Origin of the sequence: Empedobacter falsenii (assembly GCF_013488205.1) — a bacterium.
GTDB classification, from domain to species: domain Bacteria; phylum Bacteroidota; class Bacteroidia; order Flavobacteriales; family Weeksellaceae; genus Empedobacter; species Empedobacter falsenii_C.
Genome location: NZ_CP040908.1, coordinates 1,453,045 through 1,473,021, shown reverse-complemented (window position 1 = coordinate 1,473,021; position 19,977 = coordinate 1,453,045). Strand labels below are relative to the sequence as shown.

The 19,977-nt window shown below is 28.1% G+C and carries 14 protein-coding genes; 4 read left to right on the top strand and 10 right to left on the bottom strand.

The annotated features are described in order from the left end of the window. Nucleotides 1-979 precede the first annotated feature (979 nt). The 3 genes from FH779_RS06875 (at nucleotide 980) to FH779_RS17710 (ending at nucleotide 2,917) form a co-directional block, all read left to right on the top strand. Nucleotides 980-1,564: a helix-turn-helix domain-containing protein gene (locus FH779_RS06875; protein WP_180906513.1), complete on the top strand. Its 585-nt coding sequence runs from the start codon at nucleotides 980-982 to the stop codon at nucleotides 1,562-1,564. Between the two features lie 100 nt (nucleotides 1,565-1,664). Then, nucleotides 1,665-2,630 (top strand): hypothetical protein, encoded by a 966-nt coding sequence (locus tag FH779_RS06870; protein ID WP_180906512.1) that lies wholly within the window; start codon nucleotides 1,665-1,667, stop codon nucleotides 2,628-2,630. Nucleotides 2,631-2,770: 140 nt separating this feature from the next. Next, entirely contained in the window at nucleotides 2,771-2,917 is a 147-nt protein-coding gene (locus FH779_RS17710; RefSeq protein ID WP_180906811.1) for a helix-turn-helix domain-containing protein, read from the top strand. Between the two features lie 249 nt (nucleotides 2,918-3,166). On the opposite strand, the gene FH779_RS06860 is transcribed toward FH779_RS17710, so the two are convergent. From FH779_RS06860 to FH779_RS17550, 9 genes are all read right to left on the bottom strand, one after another. Beyond that, nucleotides 3,167-4,315: a hypothetical protein gene (locus FH779_RS06860; protein ID WP_180906511.1), complete on the bottom strand. Its 1,149-nt coding sequence runs from the start codon at nucleotides 4,313-4,315 to the stop codon at nucleotides 3,167-3,169. After that, nucleotides 4,312-6,099, bottom strand: a complete 1,788-nt coding sequence (locus tag FH779_RS06855) for a restriction system-associated AAA family ATPase (protein ID WP_180906510.1) — start codon at nucleotides 6,097-6,099, stop codon at nucleotides 4,312-4,314. The genes FH779_RS06860 and FH779_RS06855 overlap by 4 nt, the downstream gene beginning before the upstream one ends. Then, nucleotides 6,096-7,946, bottom strand: coding sequence for a restriction endonuclease subunit S (locus tag FH779_RS06850; protein WP_180906509.1), 1,851 nt, complete (start codon nucleotides 7,944-7,946; stop codon nucleotides 6,096-6,098). Before FH779_RS06850 ends, FH779_RS06855 begins: the two co-directional genes overlap by 4 nt. After that, on the bottom strand, nucleotides 7,947-9,581 hold the full coding sequence (locus FH779_RS06845) for a class I SAM-dependent DNA methyltransferase (RefSeq protein ID WP_180906508.1): 1,635 nt from the start codon (nucleotides 9,579-9,581) through the stop codon (nucleotides 7,947-7,949). It abuts the gene before it with no gap. A gap of 1 nt (nucleotide 9,582) precedes the next feature. Beyond that, nucleotides 9,583-12,378, bottom strand: coding sequence for a type I restriction endonuclease subunit R (locus FH779_RS06840; RefSeq protein WP_180906507.1), 2,796 nt, complete (start codon nucleotides 12,376-12,378; stop codon nucleotides 9,583-9,585). Nucleotides 12,379-12,501: 123 nt separating this feature from the next. After that, complete coding sequence (locus FH779_RS06835) at nucleotides 12,502-12,978, bottom strand: hypothetical protein (RefSeq protein ID WP_180906506.1); 477 nt, start codon at nucleotides 12,976-12,978, stop codon at nucleotides 12,502-12,504. 7 nt (nucleotides 12,979-12,985) lie between these two features. After that, nucleotides 12,986-15,187, bottom strand: coding sequence for a DUF262 domain-containing protein (locus tag FH779_RS06830; protein ID WP_180906505.1), 2,202 nt, complete (start codon nucleotides 15,185-15,187; stop codon nucleotides 12,986-12,988). After that, on the bottom strand, nucleotides 15,174-16,802 hold the full coding sequence (locus FH779_RS06825) for a DUF262 domain-containing protein (RefSeq protein ID WP_180906504.1): 1,629 nt from the start codon (nucleotides 16,800-16,802) through the stop codon (nucleotides 15,174-15,176). Before FH779_RS06825 ends, FH779_RS06830 begins: the two co-directional genes overlap by 14 nt. Nucleotides 16,803-17,127: 325 nt before the next feature. Beyond that, complete coding sequence (locus FH779_RS17550; protein WP_221414076.1) at nucleotides 17,128-17,478, bottom strand: GIY-YIG nuclease family protein; 351 nt, start codon at nucleotides 17,476-17,478, stop codon at nucleotides 17,128-17,130. A gap of 371 nt (nucleotides 17,479-17,849) precedes the next feature. Between FH779_RS17550 and FH779_RS06815 the strand changes: the two genes are divergently transcribed. Further along, nucleotides 17,850-19,343, top strand: coding sequence for a hypothetical protein (locus FH779_RS06815; protein ID WP_180906503.1), 1,494 nt, complete (start codon nucleotides 17,850-17,852; stop codon nucleotides 19,341-19,343). Between the two features lie 153 nt (nucleotides 19,344-19,496). Here FH779_RS06815 and FH779_RS06810 read toward each other — a convergent pair whose 3' ends face one another. After that, complete coding sequence (locus FH779_RS06810; RefSeq protein WP_180906502.1) at nucleotides 19,497-19,670, bottom strand: hypothetical protein; 174 nt, start codon at nucleotides 19,668-19,670, stop codon at nucleotides 19,497-19,499. Nucleotides 19,671-19,977: the final 307 nt, after the last annotated feature.

Below are 19,977 nucleotides of genomic sequence, written 5' to 3'. Positions count from 1 at the left end.
TTTTTAACATGTTGTTTCTCTAATATTCTGTCATTTCGAGAAATCTTCTTTTCATTTTTTGCCCATCCAAAAAACGAAACAAAAAAAGATGCCGACAGTAGTCTCTCAATGATTCAACGAAATAAATTATTTCCATAAAGTTGATAACTCACTTCGTTCAGACACTTCAACTTTTTTATTCCAATAATTTAGAGTTGAATTACATTTCGATTCTAAATCGTCGGATTTTTTTCATCCTTTTTCAATATTCACATTCACTTTCTACAATGAGTTTTGTCATTCTGAGCCCGTCGAAGAATCTCATTCTTGATCTTAATCTTAAATACATAATACATTCTACTTTTTACATAATACAACAAACAAAAAGGTAGCAGAACCCCAATAAATTTGGAAAATGACAATAATCGTTATACATTTAGTGTGCGAAAAAAAGAGTATAACCTAGCTGTCAAAGTCTCATTACCGAGGCTCTGATAGAGAGCGTGTAAAGAAAGGATACCCCCTTGCTTTACCTTCCGTGTTTTAAAAATGTTATTATTAAAACGGAGTATTGTTCTTTAAAAGAATGGTTAAAACAAACAGACTTTGTCTGGCGGTTTTTTACGGATGAATGGAAATTGTTTCGTTCTCATTTTGTGTTGGGTTTTATGGAACGATGTACTTACAAAGTAGAGGAATTATATGGTAAAATACCAGATAGAGCACCCTCAACTTTTACTCGTGGTTCCGCCAGAAACCGTCTCTGAACAAGTCAGAGTTGCCTAAAAGTTAACGAGGAGTGCCCTACTGGAATATTTAGCAAAGTTACAAAATTCCAGCAATAGGCAAACTCTCGGTCAACTCGTGGCAATCTGGCGGATTTCGAACGAGTGACATCGTCTAAAGTAACTTATAATTTACTTTTTTCTGTCGCTATTGTTTTCATAAACAAATATATGAATAAAAATAGATAAAACAAAATAAACTAATCTATTTTAATATGAATAAAGAATATTATCAAAAAGAATATGGAAAAAGAGTTTCTAAATTCTTAATCTATTATAATCTTACAGAAGGTGATTTAGCTAAATTAATTGATTCAAACTCTACCAATATTAGAAGTATCATTAATGGTGAAGTTGGCTTAAATATTAACAAGATGATTAATATAGCATCTGTATTCGGTCTTACATATTACGATTTTGCAAATCCAAAATTTAAATTACCTTCAAAAAGTAGTCTTCCTGAATTAACTATTAAAATAATTAAAGAACGACAGAAAAAAGGTTCTATTATCCGTGATAAATCTAATATTCTTGCAATAGAACTTGATCGTTTAATAAATGAAGGTATTTTAAATAAACCTATTACTTCAAAAAATCTTCTATCCTTAATGAATTCTGATGCTCAGAAAAAAAGCTCAACTAGTATTACAAATCTTTTAAGAAAAGAACCTAGAAATGCATTAATAATACAGCTTAAACAAAAATATGGGAATGAAAGTATTTTTATTGAAAAAAAATATGCTGAAAAATATACAAATATGAGCACCGAAAAACTAAAATTATTATTGGACTCTAAATAGATTATTAAAGGATTTAATAACCTTTAATAAAATTATTTCTCTCTTTACAAATTTAATTTTAAGAAAATAGGAATTATAAGAAACACTTGAATAAATTATTATGATTATTAATAACACTACTGAAAATAAGAAAACTAAATTAGAAATTCATTATTATTTTTCGGATGGATCACATAGTATTGATGCTGAAGTATATCTCTCTAACTTAAAAAATGTATTAGATATTATTAAGACAATATCAAGTACTTTTAAAATAATACATAAAATTGAAATAGAACCTGCAAAAGAAGGAGGGTTTGAAACTTATATCACTGTTATTGAAGAATCTGTTAAAGCATTTCCATATTTATCTGAAACTTTAACAGGATGTGCAAGTTTTTTATTAGCTAATCCTGCAAAAAAATTATTTGATAATTTTTTCAAAACTAAAATTGAGAAAGAGAGTGATCAAATTGATTTTGAAATAAAAAAATTAGAATTAGAAGAGAAAAATATTGACGTAGAAAATAAAAAACTAGAATTAGAAAAAAGAAAAGAAGATTTACTATTAAACACAAAAAAGATTAAAGAAAAGTCAAATAATTTACAAGATAATTTAAAAATTATTACCTCAAGATCAAACTTTTACAAGGAAGTAAACAAAATCAAAAAAGTTAAAAAAATAGGTTTTAATAATTTTATTAATAATGAATCAAACAATGAAGAACAAATAGTTAAAAAAGAGTTATTCAAAAACTTTATTGTAGATACACCGGAATTAAATTCTATAATAGATAAACAAGCTGAGATCGAAATTATTTCTCCTGTGTTAGATAAGGATAAACCTTATAAATGGAAAGGAAAGCTTAATGGAAAAGATATTACAATTAATATGAAATCAAATATTTTTAAATCAGAAGTTCAGTCTGGAAGAATCAAATTTAAGAAAGGGTCAAAATTCATATGTAATTTAGAAATTAAACGTAAGTACGATGCTAATGGTAATATCAAAGTTACTTCATATGACTTATTAAATGTATGGAAATATATTTCTGGAAAAAAGGAAGTGATAATAGAAGATTTATAAATTATAAACTATTATAATTTGCTTTGAAATACTGTAGAAATGGATATAACATATGAGATTTTAATTGAAATAGGAAATCAAATTTCATATCTTAGAGAAAAAAAAATCAAACTTTAGATTATTTAGAATATTTAAGCGGAATTGATTCAAGCGATATTAATAAGTATGAAAAAGGAAAAACGAACTTAACTATACGCAATTTAATTAGAATAGCTAAAGCTTTAAATGTTCATCCAAAAATTCTGTTAGATTTCGATTTTGATTTAAATAAATATAATAATGAATAAAGGCTCCTTATTAGAGCCTATATTCATTCAAGTTCCGTCAATTTCCTTGCGATTTCTAATTTTTCTTGAAGCAAGTCTATCTCTTCTTGCATTTTCAATAATTCTTTAACTTAAACAGCTAACAACATAATTTTTTTGAAGATTATTATGATTTATCGAGTTTTCAATATTGAACTTAAACTTTTAAAACTTGCTCTTTCCATATACACTGAAATGTTTTACAAATAGGCGTATTAATATGAATGATTATCAATTACTACTTGATTTAATACTTTGGGGTTGAGATACATTAAACAAACCTTTCAATTTACATTCTTTTAGAAATTCTCGTTTGATAGTATTTTCAATTAATCGATTATTTCTAGTAGTTGCACGAATTACCTTATCATAATATTTTTCAGCGTCAATTGTATCTTCTATACAAGTAGCATTTTCATAATAATCATAAATATCTTCATACCATTCTTTAGCCTTATGTTTTGTACAAATTAATTCATCATATCTTCCATAGTAGTCAATACTCCCATCATCTTTAAATTTTGTTTGAATTTTAAATATTCTTTTCCAAGAATCAATTTGTTCTGAATGAGACGGACTATTAATAGATATGCTAAAATCTGATGGTTTTAATGATTTTACATTATTATTCAAAAGTGTAAATTGAAACTCAATTTCTGGATGATTATCGCTAAATGGATAAAATGCCAGTTTTCGGCCTTTTATATGTTCTATAGGGTCAGTAGTACTTTTATTTCCAGAATTACATTTATTACACATTGGTGCTAAATTCTTAAAATTTATAGAACTAAAAGGATATATAGCTTTTGGTAAAAAGTGATCATACGCTTCTCTTGTTGACACATATATACCATCTATTGGATAGACTCCGCAAAATGGACAAATATTATCATCATTAACTTTAACAAATTCTTGGTAATGAGAAGGGATTATATTTTTATTTAATTGACCAAATATTTCCAAATTAAAAGGAGATTTATTACCATATAACCTTGAGTAAAAACTATTTAAAGCTTTTTCTAAATCAGGATACTTTTCTTTTAATTCTGAATAAGTTACAGGGTTAACATTTTTATCCTTACATAAGGATTCAATATCATTGTTATTATGATAAAAATCTATTAAATCAAGCTTAAAATTATCATCGTCAATTTTTGCGAATTCATCATAAATCCAAGCTATTCTACTATTAAAAAAATTACCCCATTCAGAATCTTGTATTTCTAGCCTTTCACAAATATCTTTCAATTCTGGATTTTTATCTAGTTTTGAAAAATTGAAAGTTCCTTCAGCAAATATCCAAACATCATTAAATAGGAAGTCCAAATAAGCTTGAAGCTTTTCAATTTCATGAGTAATATACTTATAGGTAAAAATCATTTTTTCTCAATTTCATCAATTATTTCATTTATAAATAATATACTTTCGACAGAATCACCAATTTCGGCTCTAACTTTGCTTAGAAATTGAATTTTATCTTCAGAATACTCAAGTTCAAGTCTAAGTTTATTGATTTTATTATCTGCGTACATTCCAATTGTATAATGTTTATCAAAAATTCTTAAAGTAATTTTATTTACCGATGTGCCCAATGTTTGAAATTCTGGGCGCGTACATTTAACTTCTAAATTATTATCGTCTTTTGAAAAAATATTTACATATTTAGCTTCGCTATCAGAAATTAGGTATGGTGAATGGGTCGTAATTAACATATCACGGATAACTTTGGAATCCTCCGAATTTAAACAATTACGGACGCTAGAAATAAATTTAGCTTTCCAATCCGGATTGAAATGTGTTTCCGGTTCGTCTAATAGAAATAATGCATTTTCATTTTTAAATAATAAACATAAGCCTAGCACATGCAAAAATTGATGCTCCCCATCTGAAAATTCTTTCGTAAATAAAGGTTTATTTATTCCTTTTTTCTTAACCCAAAGGTTTTTAAAACGTAAGATTCTATCATTCTCTAACGGATTTGGATAAATATCGTGGTTGATAAAGATATTTTTTGATTGATATACTCTACTTTTATCTTTTTCTAAAACTACAAAAGCATTTAACTCTAAAAGAATTTGAAATAACTGAAATAATTGAAGTGGTTGATTAAACGCTTCGTTAGCAAAATGAAAACGGAATGCTTCTTTCGTTACTTCAGTAACTTTGTAATCCAGAATAAGATATTCTCTACCTGCATCTTCAGAAATTAAATCTTCCATATTTTCCGACTCATAATTATATGTGGTCGCGCAATATTTTAATTTTTCAATGCTTTCTTTTAGGTTATAAACTAAATTAACATGATCGTATTTAGTTTTATCCCACGCATGCTTTTTAGATTCGGTTAAATCTCTTAAGATATCTTCATGAAATAATAAATCTTTATCTAAGCGGATGATTAAACGAAACTCCTCGATATCTTCTAGTCCTACTTCTTTTTTAAAATGTGATAAGGTCTTATCATCTAACATTAAAAAATTAGCCAATAAAATGGCTTGACTGTAATCTTTATCTAAAAAGACTAATCTCCCTTCAGATTTAGGTGGAAAACCAAATTGTTCTTGTCGGATTAATTTATCTTTATACTCATCGTAATGCAAGAATCTCGTTTTAAAGAAAGGCAAACTTAGTAATTCATTCTCTCCAGAAGAATACCCTATGACATAGCTGGGTAAAAGACGTTGAATTTGCTTTTTACCTAAGACATCTTTTTCATCTGTAAACTCTTCTCGATTAACCCATTCAAATACAGGCGTAGCATCAACCTCTTTGGTTATTTTTATTCTCGCTAAGGACTCATGTTTACCATCTTTTAGTAAATTTAAATCCCACTTTTGATACCATTCAAAAGGTATTTTTATAAAATACTCTAATTCGAAAGCATCTACAACACATTTGGTATTGTCGAATCCTTTTTCATTGTCCTCATCCATTAAAAAGCCATCGGGTAGATAGTCATTGTACATGCAATCTAAATGATAGAATATGTTGGCTAATGCTTCAAGAATATTCGATTTTCCACTTCCATTTCTACCTGCTAAAATATTTGGATTAAAATCTTTAGCCCATCTGTAATCGAAATCTCTTAAAAAATAGATTTCAAATCCGTTTTGCAACGAACGAAATCCACTTGGTGTATTTATTTGTAGTCTTAAAAGTCTCATTCAATTAACTTGAGCTTAATTAGTTTTTTAGGTATTTCTTTATTGTCTGGATCAATTTGCTCTTCAAATACTTGCGTAATAAATGCATCATCTCCTTTCATAGCCTCGAATATGAATTTTTTCATCGGTTTGTATTTAAACCAATCTCCATCATCATAAACGATTCTGTTGTATAACTCTTCAACTTCATCAATGGTAAAAGATTTATCTGAGAAATATTTTTTGAAAAAGAAATGCATATCCATTGTATCATTTCCGACACTACCGTATTTTGCCACTACATCATCAGGGACACCTAAATATTCTTCAAGAGTCATAGTTGAATAATCAAATTCTCTTCTTGAAAATAAGTTTATATTAGGGTATTTATCGGTTAATTCTTGTGGTATATGTTTTACATATCTTTCAACATAACTGTGTTGATATACTTGCCAAGGTGTTAAAGTATTAATATGCTCTTCTACCAATGAACCTGCAAAATTTACTAATTTAAGATCTGATTCTAACGAATTAAATTCTTCAGAACCAGCTTTAATTATAGTATTTACTTTTTCGAGTACTCTTTTTGATTGCTCTATGTATTCTTGTAAAGCAGGTATTAGGTAAGAACCGTCATTCTGTACCTCTTTACTACTTTCAATTATTTTATTTCTATCCTCAGCGAGTTTTTCTTCTGATGTTGTAGTATCATCTGTTACTTCTGAAGAGGGCTTTTTTTTTTCGTCATCCATTGCTGAAATATCTACTTTACTTAAATCTAATTTTCCTTTAAATGCTCTTTGGCTTAAACTTTCAAATAGGTTTTTTAATTCATTAAGGCATTTAACTTTTAAATCTCTAGAAACATTAATTGTACTAACTATTTCTCCAAACGAGTTCTGATTTGCAATTGGAACATCCATAACATCGACATTTGAAAATAAATTCCTATTTAAAGTAGGTACCCCAGCTCCATTGGAGAATCTTTCTAATTTAAAATTTTGCAAGAAATACTTTAAATACAAAGGATTACCAACATAATTCTCAGAATATAAAGTAGTGTTAAGAGGCCAGTAATTATCATTAACTAAAGATACCTTACCTATAGTACCTGAACGACCTGTAATTAGTCCGGGTCCAATAGCCTTGAATTCATTAACATAATCTATAATACCATTTGAAGCGCATAATGGAAAATCTCCAGCTATCCTATTACTAGTAGGTAAATCGTAGCCCCTTTTTAATTTAATTATGTCACTAAACTTTTTCGTTGGATATTTTTTCGAATTTGTTAATACATTTCCAAACATATCTAAAAAAGTAGCTTGGATTAATTCATCTAATAAATCAATACTTTGCTTACGTTTTTGGATTATAGCTTCACAATCAGATAGTACTTTAGCGATGCGTTTTTGGTCATCGATTGTAGGAGGCAAAGGAATTTGTAAATTAGAAAGACTTTGTTTATTTAAGGTTTTACCCATAACCGCTTGGTTACCACCTACTAAAGGGATAAATTTTAGTACGTAATATAAATAATCTTTATCTAAAATGGATTCATCTATTATTGGTAATGCAGCAATAGCTTCATTGGTAAATAAATCAATTTCTGTAAACGCTAGTTTACCAATACTAAGCTTAAAGCTCATTAACAAAGTACCTTTTTTAACTATTTTACAATTGGCACCAGTAATAGCTTCCTCTGTAATTTGTTCTTTGGTATTAGAAATATATTTGTCTTTTAGGTCTGAAATACTAACCCAATTAACTCCTTCACCCCAATATTCAGGTTTATTTCGGCTTGGTGTTTTTCCTAAATTAATCTGACAAAGCTCTGCTAAAGACTTATAAGTAAATTTATATCCCATCTATAAAAAGCTTTTCAATTCACGTAACCCATCCATAATCTCTTTTTCCAAACCACCCTTACCATCTTCACCAATTAATTTTGCTAAGATGATTTTAGGATCTTCGTAAGCTATTTCGTCAAAGACTTCTTCTTTGTATTTAGAAAAACTTAAATCGTATTTAGCCTCTACAATTTCGGCTTTTGGAACTGAAAAGAATTTTGCTTTACGGTCTTGTGCAGCTGAAGGATTTCTCCCTTTGTATTGTTGAATGATATCTTGCAGATCTCCATTACCAGGTAGTTTGTTACGTTTATCATCTAATGAGTAACCATCCGATTCCATATCGTAAAACCACACATTTTCGGTTGTACCGCCTTTTGTAAAGATTAATAAGGCCGTACTAACGCCGGCATATGGTTTAAACACACCACTAGGTGCTGTAACCACTGCTTTTAACTCCGAATTTTCGATCATTAATTTACGCGCTTCGATAAAGGCATTTCCTGTACCGAATAAAACCCCTTGTGGGATAATAATACCAGCAGTACCACCCATTTTAAGCATATTATAAATACGCTCTATGAATAATAATTCTGTTTTCGTTGTTTTTAATGTTAAGTCTTCATTGATGTCACCTTTGTCTATATTCCCTGTAAATGGAGGGTTAGCTAAAATAATATCGTATTGTGCGTCTTCACTATATGCCTTACTTAACGTATCCTTGTAATCGATTTGAGGAGTCGTAATTCCGTGCATCATTAAGTTCATTAACCCTAAACGCACCATGGTTTGATCGATATCAAAACCATACAAACTTTTACCTAAAATCTCTTTTACTTCTTCTGTTAGCAATGCACTGCGACTGCTTCTTATGAACCCATCTTCATCTGGTGACTTCGCTTCTTTATCTTTATCTAGTTGCGTAATCATGTATTGATATGCTCCCAGTAAAAAACCACCAGTACCACAAGCTGGATCGGCAATTTTTTGCCCTAATTGAGGATCTACCAATTCTACTAACAATTTGATGATATGTCTTGGTGTACGGAACTGCCCATTTTTACCTGCTGATGCTATTTCGCTTAATAACATCTCATAAATATCTCCTTGGATATCTTGAAAATCTTGACCATTCTCTGTAGCATCTTTCTCCATCTCCTCATAAATGGCATCGATAGATTCGATTGCCTCTACAAGTAAAGAAGGCTTAGGAATAATGAAAACTGCATTTGCCATGTGTTTGGTAAACGAAGCCTCTTCATTATCTAATTCTTTGATAAAAGGAAAAACATATTGTTGTACATGAGTAAGCATTTCTTCAGCTGGTCGTCTTTTAAACTGACTCCATCTTAAAGATTCCTTATCAATACCTTTAGTACTTGTTATTTGTGCAATTTCCTCAGCCGTAGCATCTTGTCTTGGTCTATCTTGTGGAAGAATATATATTCCTTCAAAAATAGAAGTATATTGTTCTTCAGTAAATTCTGCATTCGCAATATTCTCTAAATCATTTTCATCTATCTTCTTCATAAAAAGCAAATATGTAATTTGCTCTATTGCTGTTAATGGGTTTGATATACCACCACTCCAGAATTTATTCCATAGGTCATTAATTTTGGATGCAATTAGTGGGTTACTGTTAATTAAACTCATGTTATGCTGCGAATTTTTCTGTTATTTTTAATATTTCTTGGATTTCTGTGGGTGAAAAAATCCCACGAATCCCTTTGGGGTGTATAATAGTAAATGGAGCTTGTACTAAATCTCTTTTCTCTATATTGCCTCTTTCTATGATATAATCTTTTAATAAATTTAAAAACTCGATTTGTCGAGTCGTTAAATAAGTATGCTCTGAAATGAATTGTTGAACTGCCGTACTTACTTCTTCTTCTATACTTTTTAAGATTTCAATTCCTAAAATGTGTTTAATAAATTGAATAAAGTTTGCCTTTTGATGATTATAAACTTTACGCAATAAATTAATTGTAATATGGGGATCGTCTTCGTGAAGTTCAGCTGCTAATTTTTCAGCTTCACTTTCAGAAATTGTATCACCTGCTTTTAATTTTTGAAGAATAGGGTTACTCGCTGTTAATTCAGCAATTCTGCTTTCAACTAATTCACGGTATTTTGTAATACTCACGGCTTCGTTCTGTGGACCAAATTCCACCATTTCTTTTGTTTTAAGAACATCCTGCAAATTTAACTGAACCTGACTGTTGATTGCACTTTTTTTCTCTTTAAATTTCATTAAAGGTGCTATTATTTCAGCAAGTTTGTCCATTGCATCGTCATTTATCAAAGACCAGTAATGATTGGATTGAATTTGCTTGATAAAAAATGAATGCTTTGCAACAGTATTAATAGAAAGGGGCAGTTCGCTTACCATGTTGATAATGTTCTCTTTTAAAGTATCAAACTTCTCCGTTTCTTCTGCTAAATGCGCTAATGAAATTTCTAAAATATCCTTCTTGAAACGCATTTCTTTAAAATCTGTTTGAGAAAGTGTTTTGAATAATGGTTTTATCGTATGCGTTAGATATTCTATTTTATCGTTGGATAAATCTTTCCAAAAATCATCCTCTTTGACCGTATTTATTTCTTTGATTGCCTCTTGCACAGTAACTGATTGTAATGGTAACAAATCTATTTGTTTACGTAGTTCTACAATCTCTTTCTCTGCGATTTGATTTTCTTCTTTTTCGAACGCTTTTTTAATTTTCTCTATACGCAAACCAACATAGCGAACTGGTAATGGGATTTGAGCTTTTAACTCTTTTCCTTTTGGGTTTAGTTTAAAATATTCAAAATTATCCCAACAATCCATAATTAAGAAAGTATCTTTTTCTGGACACCATGGTTGCAGTTTAGATTGTTCTAATGTACGCGTACCTCTACCAATCATCTGCCAAAATTTAGTATAGGAGAAAACAGGTTTAGCAAACACTAAGTTCACTAACTCTCTAATGTCTATCCCTGTATCTAACATATCCACACTAATGGCAATACGAGGCATATCTTTTTTCTTGAATTGTGCTAATAAACCGTCATCCCCGTACACTCTTGGATCATCTGAGACTAATACTTTTGCTAACTCGCCATGGTATTCGGGATACAGTGCATCAAAGATTTCTTCGATTCTTCTTGCATGATTTTTTGTAGAACAGAAAAAGATGGTTTTACCAGGAAGAACTCCGTTAGGATCTTTGATAGCTTCTTCCATGAATTCTTTGACAATAGTAACATTGGTTCCTTTGTTTATTACTGTTTTCTCTAGTTCAGTCCCTTCAAAATTAATTTCAGCGACTTCTTTTCCTTCTAAAATTAATTTCTTTTGATCTTCTAAACTTATTGTCCTTTTACTGATTCCATCTTCTTGAAATTTTGTTTGAATTTTCATCACCTGGAAATCACAAAGGTATGGAGGGTCATTGTTTACAGCTTCTTCATACGTATAAGCATAGGTAGGAACACCATCTTCACAATCAAATAATTTAAATGTATTGTGATCAATTACATTGGTTGGTGTAGCCGTTAAACCCACAGTAATTGTATTGAAATAGTCTAATACCTCTTGATACGTATTATAAATAGATCGATGACTCTCATCTACAACAATTAAATCAAAAAAGTGTGGTGACAACGAATTTTCATCATCACGAATAATATTTAACATTGTTGGATAAGTAGCTGTATAAACTCTTCTATCTTTTGCTATTGATTTTTCACCTTTTTTAGGCCATGCAGGTTCATTGGGTAAAAATTCTTTAAAGGCATCTAAAGCTTGATTTCTTAAGGCGTTACGATCTACTAAAAATAATACTCTTTGTACCCAACCGGCTCTCATTAAAGCATCAACTAATGCAATCGTAGTTCTCGTTTTACCCGTACCTGTAGCCATAACTAAAAGAAACTTGGATTTCTTTTTTTCAATTCCTTCCAAAATAGAACGAATGGCATGAATTTGATAATCTCTACCTGCTATGTTCGAGTTAATAAGTTCTGAAGCTAAAGGCTTTCTATTTTTTCTTAGATATAAATATCTTTCTAAATCGTCTCTCGTAGGAAAACCCACAACCTTTTTAGGTGGATAATTCTCTAAGTCCCAAAAATATATTTCATCACCATTTGTATAGAAACAAAATGGTAAGTCTCCATTGGTTTCTTTTTTAATATTATAGCAATATTGTTTTGCTTGTTCTCTTCCTAACTTTGGATCAATAGCTGTTTTTTTAGCCTCAATAACTGCTAGAGGTTTTCCATTTTTACCTAACAGAACATAATCAGAAAATTGATGTTTATTGTAAATCATTTCAGGCTCATGAACTTCAGCCGTTGCTTTTATCTTAATATCATATTCTTTGACTACTTGCGTAAGATCATTGATATTCCATCCCGCATCTTGCAGTTTTAAATCGATAATATCTTTCCTTGTATTTGCTTCGTTCATGAGCTTAAATTATGAATAATTGATAGGAATTGGTTTATATACCTTTAATCGGTATTATAAAGGCTAATATAAGAATTAATCTATTTTCCCTTAACCTTAGTTTGATAAAAGAATTTAGTAATCTTAAACCAAATGTTTATTTGTAAGTTTATGTATTAAATCAATTTTATTCTTAATTGGTTGATTTAATAAATCTTCAATATGTATCGAATTATAATTAATTCCATCATTTTTGAACAGATTATCTTTGATGAACTTAAAATTATTTATAGATCTATTGGGATTATATTTGCTTTTACTTAATGAAGTACCGTAACAATGGATAACCACAAAAATTAACTCTTTATCCTTTACTAACTCAGCCGATTTATTTAATGGGTTATCTTTTAACAAATTAAGTAATGTATATTGACCTGAAACTAATTTTGCTTGATTGCTAGCATCAATTTCTATTAAAATTACATGATTATCTAGAACAATTGAATTATCAACAGATACTTGAACATTATTCTTGTGTTTATCTTTAAATATGATTTTACCAGAAAGTAAATTTTCATCTATTTTATTACAAAAATCTATAAATTGCTGCTCTCTTTTCATTTAGATTTTAGGCATTTATTAAAGTGTTAATAATAAATTCAATTGTATTTTTATTTTTATGTAATTGCTCTACTGTTCTATTTTCTTTTATAAAAGCAATATCTGAAAAAGGAGTATCAATGATATCTGATTTACACCATAAACCTTCATTGGTATAATGTACATAATTACCACCTCCAAAACCGCTTCTTACTGCAAAACCACAGATTGAATTTTCTATTAAAAAATCTTGATCATCTAATAGTCGATTATCATTTTGTTTGACATAAGCAGATACACCTGTTTCGTTCCCATCATAAAAATTAAGTAAAACGTCTTTATGATTTGCATAGAACACTTTTAATGTTAACCAAGCATTTATTAGTTTTTCTGCAGAAAATTGTTGAAGATTAAAAATATCATTTTCTTTAATTTTATTTTTAATAAAATTAGTCGCATAACTTAATAAATCATCTGACTTTAACAACTTCATATATTCTAATTTGAATAAATGTTCGCGGTTTAATGTAGAAAATAGTACACCTTCGAAATCCCATGACGCTCTGTAAATATGACCAACACTATTACAGCCAATATATAGTCTAAACAATCTAAACATATTTGAAAGTTTTATATTATTGACTGCACTATTAGTTGAACTTATAAGATCTATCGTGGCTTTATAATTATTGAATACCATTTTTAATTTATCAAAATCAACAGATGAATCCAAATCTAAATTTGGGATTATATTTTCATCATTTTTAATATTTTGGACTTTAAATAAAAATGACAAATCGCCCATAAAATCCTCATGGTCTTCCCATTCTTCAATTTTTAAACTATGCTCCGTTAACCTTACTTTTAACTGTTCCTCAATATTAAACCATTGATTTAATTTAACATTTTGAATTGGAGTAAGTGTAATTTTGTTCTCATTAAAGTTAAAAACCTGTTGTGTGGTATTAGATTTCTCAATAATTTGTAAAACATATCGCCAGTCCACATAATTACTGTTACGATCCAGCCACTTTAAATCAAAATAATTTTTACGTAATCGTCTCAAAAATTTCAATGAATTTATTTTATCATCTTCAAATTTTGTAATAAAAGCTAGTAATGGTAATATCACATTATGAAGTTTCTCGTACGAGAGATTTCTTATATCACTTAAGTTACTTATATCTTTATTATCATTAATTTGATTAAATAATCTTTTAAAATCATCTTCTTGACAATATTCTACTAATTTTTCAAGGGAATTAAATATTTTTTGAATTTGCTTTAAATAATATTCAGTATTAAAATCAATTGATTTGCTTTTATAAAGGACCTTAGCTTTTCTTATAATATCAATATCATCCTGTTTATCAATAATTTTAAAACACCAACTTAAAAAATCATTAACACCATCATCGGCAATTATTTCTTTTATGTTTCTATTCTTCCAAAAAAATGTTTCACGTATTTCCCATTGTTCAGCAAATAATTTATTTTGATTACTCGCTAATAAAATTGGCTTTAAGTTTTCTGATGTAGTAAGGCTTTTTCCTGTTGTATTTATAATTACAAAACGCTCTTCTCCATGTTTTTTTTCTTGAACATCGTAATATTGAATTTTAATATGATTGATCAAAAAATTTGAAAAACCTTTAACAGTAAGTTGCTTCTTTCTTTTTTCAATTGTTTGCAGTGCTGATAACATACTTTGAATAGAAGGATCTAAATTATATTCAGAGAAATACCAAGGCTGGTTGATAATATCTACTGCGGTTAAATTTTCACCATTAAAAAAGAATTCATTTACTAAATCATTTAAAAAAAAGATCGTACTTTCTCTCACTGCATATTGTAAATAAGGTTCATTTACTTCAGAGCATAAACAATTTTTAATTAAGTTTTTTGTATCAGATTTATTTTCAAATTTATACAGCATACCTAATAATAAATATAATGTAGTTATTCGCTGTTGACCATCGGTTAGATTTATAAAGTTATTTGGATATTCATACACATCTATTTTTCCTAAGATTACATCTACATTATTATTCTCATTAAACTCATCAATTAATGTATCAATGAAACTACTTACAATATCTATATTATGTTTTTCTCCATGCGTTTGATCTCCCCAACAATAATCTCTTTGAAAATCAGGAATAACAATCTTACGATTTTTAGTAGTAAAAAGTTGAGAAAGAGAATATTCTTGCGTGTTAATTAATTCCATAATAATGATTTAGTTGCGTAATTGTTTTTTCTCTGTTTTGTACTATTTCAATTTCTTGCCATTTCGAATTTGCAAAAACAGAAATAGTATGTAATAAATTTCTACTTTTAAAATCTTCAGAAGTATTAAAATATGTGTTTTTTTTATCTTGATAATCTTTCGCTCCAAATGAAGAATTATCTCTACCATATAATAAAACTAAGTTTCCTATAGAATGTATACTCGCTTCTTTATAAGCATCATTATCAAAGTTTAAATTGTTTGCTTTCGATTTTGGGTATATATGTTCCAAGGATCTGTTATCCCAAATAGAATAATCAAATTTCCTTTTCAACTTATTATCTTCAAGTAGATTAAGTAATAGTAAAAATCTAAATGCAAATTCTTTTCTTCTATCATTAAAATCCTCACCATCCATCTTTGAATACACATATTTCTCAGAAATAAGGCTTATACTATCAGTAGCTTTTTTTAATCTTATTAAAATAGAATTATCATTGTCTCTTTCATTATTAATTATTTCTAGATGTGTTGTACCCACTAGTGACCATTTAGCATATTCTTCTAAAGATATTTTTTTATCACTTTTAGAATTTAAAAAATAATGTAATGCAGCTTCTCTAGAATTGCTTGTTTTTAGAATTATGCCTAAAAAATTATGAGAATATGTATCATTATAAAGATCCTCAAAAGTTTTTTGTAATTTTCTTAAACCTTCAAAGTGAAATTTTGCTTCCTTAGCATTATTAATAAATTGGTTTTTGAATTTATCAAAAGAAAAATCTTTCACATTATTAGAATCATCTAAATTAATCTTCCAGTAAGTAACTAATAAATAATACAATGGGTGATTATCTCCAACGTTAAAGTATTTTTTAACTTTTTCAGTATTCCACCAATACAACCATTTATCCCAATTTCGAGCTAATCTTCCTCTATCTTCGTTAATTCTCCATTCAGATGATACTTTATGAATCTCATTGGTATAAGGTATATTTTCTTGTCTTGATGATTTTATTAATAGATCTGATTTAATCAGTTCTTCATCTTTCATTATTGCTTTTAATCCATTTAAAGAAATAAATGTAGTTATAGCTTTTTCCTTAGGGATTGGATTAAATAAGAGAAAAACTTTTTCATTGATGAAATTAAAAAAATCATCTTTATTAATTTTTTCAAGTTTTAAAATAATCTCCTTTATTGCTTTTTTAAAATAATGAATATCTTGATCATCATTCAAATTTTCATCTAAACAAACATCTAGATTATTATTTATTAGATTACTCAACCAAATATGCGAATCTACTCTTACATCGTATATTAATTTATTTTTAATAAAATCAAATTTTTCTAAAACGGCAAATAATAAAAATAAAGATGTTGTTCTTTGTTGACCATCAACTAATATGATTGTATTAGCTTCTTCAACAACAGTTACTGCCTCTATAAAATATTCATTTACATTCGTATTATACGCTTCAATTAAACTATCCATAAAGAAATCTAAAGAACTCATTTCTTTATCTTTTACTGACCATTTATAACCTCTTTGATAATCAGGTATAACAAATGTTCCTTTATTAAAATATATTGATATATTTATTTTATCACTCATTATTATCTAAGCTTAATTTTTTATACTTGTTACAGTTTTTAAACCATAATATATTATTGTAAAATAAGTCGAAATATTTAAACCTCGCAATTAATAATATTAATATTTTATATTCAAAAGTAACCTAAGTAACCAAATTTAGGCAAAAACAATTTTTTGAAATTGTTATGAAAGTTAAAGACAAAAAAAACATTATACTTTATTGTTATTATTACATATTTTATTTAATGATGGTGGTTAGTAAAATTTAGTAAATCAATAATAATTTTTTAAAAAACTCGTATACAAAAGCTTTCTTTCATCTGCATCCATTGGCCAGTGATGATTACATTAAACTCGTTGGAAATTCTTCTTCAATCATTTCAATCGGTTCTAAAGTTGATTGTTCTTTTAGTAGTAATGATTCTCTATATTCCATAGCTTCCGCATCTGTTATAAATTCAGCTTCAAAACCTAACTCTACTATCTTTTCTTTAATTTCTTGAAGAGTTACATTAAAAAACTCTCTTCTATTATTAAACAAATTGACTGCTTTATCTGCAAAAGCTTTATGCAATTCATATTCTAAGGTTCTGGCTTCATCACTATAAATCATGGCATGAACATCAAATCGAAATGGAACTGAGGCATCTCCTAATTCTCGTACCCTATCCAAAGGTTCTAACCTTCTTGTCATTCCTATTTTAAATACATTTTATCCAAAAGAACCAATATTTGAAATAATATACACATGTCCTCTCTTGGTTTGTTGAGCCATAGATAAAGCTCTTTCCTTTTTTAACCTTGCTTCTTCTAATTCTTTTTCGAGTTGCTCTATTTGTAATTTTAATTCTTCGGAATTATTAGTCCCTTGCTCCTTTCTTACTTTTTCTAAAGCTTTTTGAAAATAGGCTTCTTCTTTTTCTGCTTCTTTTTGAGCTTTCTCAAATTCTCTTTTTGCTTTTTCTTCTTCTGAATGATACTCGATGCAAAAAATAATTTTGTTAATTATTTAATTTTATCCTTTATTTGCTATTGTAAAAGTGTTTTTTCACTTAATTTATAAGAATGCAGTATATTAAAATATTTCTTTTTTTTTCAATTGGCTTTTTGTTTTCTTGTACAAATGAAGACGATAAATTAGATATAAAAGATGATGTAACAAAAGTAAATCAAGCTCCAAAAAACTTTGAGATAACAATTAAAGATGTGTCACATTCTAGTGCTAAAATAATTTGGAATGCTGCAATTGACCCAGATAACGATCCTGTCAAATATGATATTTATCTAGAAAATGTAAAAATTTTCTCAGATCTAATTGATTTAGAAGCTAATTTTCAAAATCTTGAAGAATTAAAAAACTACTCTGGTTATATAATAGCAAAAGACAGTCATGGTAATGAAACAAGAGAATATTTTAAATTTATAACTTTCAAATATTACTTGAAATTTATGAAGGATTATGATTATGGTCCAAATAAATATCATGGTGAATTATCATCAATTACTTTAACAGAGGATAATCATTATTTGGTTTCTGGTATATTCTCTCGTTCAGTATTTGTGTTTAAAATTAATGCTGAAGGCGATTTAATTTGGAATAAATATTATACTTTTTCAGATCCAGATTTTTATCAAACATTAAATAAACCTGTTGAAATTATTAATTCTAATAATGGATCTATTTTCACGTACCAACACTATGTAGTTCAATTAGATAAAAATGGCAATAAAATATGGCAAAAAGATTTTAGAGAAATATATGGATACGATCAGTATATTTTATTAGAGTCTTTAAAGTATGATCAACAAAATAATTTGGTTGTTGTTGGAAATCATATGCATTCAGAATTTATGGATGATATAAAAGGTGTTGCTGTAAAGTTTTCTCCAAATAAAAACATATTATGGCATAAGTCATACGAATTAGATTATTATAATAATATTTTAGATTTAGCATTTGATAAGAATAATAACATGATTATGTTTGGAGATACTCGTCTTGAAGACCAAAATGGTACATATTCTAATGCTAAATTTTGGTTGTTTAAAATTGATATGAATGGTAATAAAATTTTCGAAAAAAAATTTGGCGATGGTTATTGTTTTCCAATAAAAATAATTAATACAAAGGATGAAAATTTCATTATTCAGGGACATTGGATGGGAGCTTATGATAAAAGATTTGATATTATAAAGAAAATTGATCAAAGTGGTAATTTTATATGGGAACACTCTTTCCTATCAGATGAAATTGCACAATTTTCGGTTACTGAATTATCAAATTCAGATATATTGGTTACAGGTAAAGATAATAATAGATCTATGGGGTTCTCAGATATAAGATACATTAATTTATCTCCAGAAGGTAAAAAGCTATGGCAAAAAACAATTGCTTTTGATTATTCATACACTGCAGGAGTTGATGTGTTAGCGACAGATGACGGTGGTTTTACTATGATTTCAGATTTCGTGAAGATAGATTATAATTATTACTCAATGTATCCTAATGCCAAAATTCTTTTATTAAAATCTGATCCTTATGGAAACATAACAATGTAAGTTTATTTTAATAACGAATTAACACATCTATATTGTTTAAAAGTAAAATGTAAATTCGGCATATAAAACGTTTTTTTTCTAACGTTAAGTAGTCTTTATATTAGAATTACATTAAACTCGTTGGGAATTCTTCTTCAATCATTTCAATTGATTCTATAGTTGATTTTCTTTTTCTGTTTTTATATAGAATTCTACATCTAGTATTCCGTTATATCTAGTTAGATTAGAGTTCAATTCAGAATTAGTATTTTCTAAACTAATAATCTTTTTTTCGAGTTCAGAAATTTTATCAAATTCTTTCTTCTTTAAAAAATCAAATATTCCCATCACAATTAATTTTCTTGATACAACAAAACTACATAGAGCGTTACAATCTGATTTACGTGAAACCGTAGTTTATAAAAAATGTAATCAGGATATTTTGGCTAACTATACAATAAAGTATTTTTTTAAGGTTTTGTATATTAGTCTTTGTATAGAATAATGTTAGCGGTTAGGCTACAAATGAAAGTTCCTATGATAAAGAAATGGTTACAATACTACACTACTTTTCTTTTGGCTAAAAAATTCAGAGCTAGCTAAATAACTTGTCAAAAATCGCGTAAAAGAAGGCGGTCAAAATATTCCAACAGAT

Coding starts and splice junctions, on each gene's coding strand:
- FH779_RS06875 (WP_180906513.1), top strand. CDS start 980: ATGAATAAAGAATATTATCAAAAAGAATATGGAAAAAGAGTTTCTAAA.
- FH779_RS06870 (WP_180906512.1), top strand. CDS start 1,665: ATGATTATTAATAACACTACTGAAAATAAGAAAACTAAATTAGAAATT.
- FH779_RS06860 (WP_180906511.1), bottom strand. CDS start 4,315: ATGATTTTTACCTATAAGTATATTACTCATGAAATTGAAAAGCTTCAA.
- FH779_RS06855 (WP_180906510.1), bottom strand. CDS start 6,099: ATGAGACTTTTAAGACTACAAATAAATACACCAAGTGGATTTCGTTCG.
- FH779_RS06850 (WP_180906509.1), bottom strand. CDS start 7,946: ATGGGATATAAATTTACTTATAAGTCTTTAGCAGAGCTTTGTCAGATT.
- FH779_RS06845 (WP_180906508.1), bottom strand. CDS start 9,581: ATGAGTTTAATTAACAGTAACCCACTAATTGCATCCAAAATTAATGAC.
- FH779_RS06840 (WP_180906507.1), bottom strand. CDS start 12,378: ATGAACGAAGCAAATACAAGGAAAGATATTATCGATTTAAAACTGCAA.
- FH779_RS06835 (WP_180906506.1), bottom strand. CDS start 12,978: ATGAAAAGAGAGCAGCAATTTATAGATTTTTGTAATAAAATAGATGAA.
- FH779_RS06830 (WP_180906505.1), bottom strand. CDS start 15,187: ATGGAATTAATTAACACGCAAGAATATTCTCTTTCTCAACTTTTTACT.
- FH779_RS06825 (WP_180906504.1), bottom strand. CDS start 16,802: ATGAGTGATAAAATAAATATATCAATATATTTTAATAAAGGAACATTT.
- FH779_RS17550 (WP_221414076.1), bottom strand. CDS start 17,478: ATGACAAGAAGGTTAGAACCTTTGGATAGGGTACGAGAATTAGGAGAT.
- FH779_RS06815 (WP_180906503.1), top strand. CDS start 17,850: ATGCAGTATATTAAAATATTTCTTTTTTTTTCAATTGGCTTTTTGTTT.
- FH779_RS06810 (WP_180906502.1), bottom strand. CDS start 19,670: ATGGGAATATTTGATTTTTTAAAGAAGAAAGAATTTGATAAAATTTCT.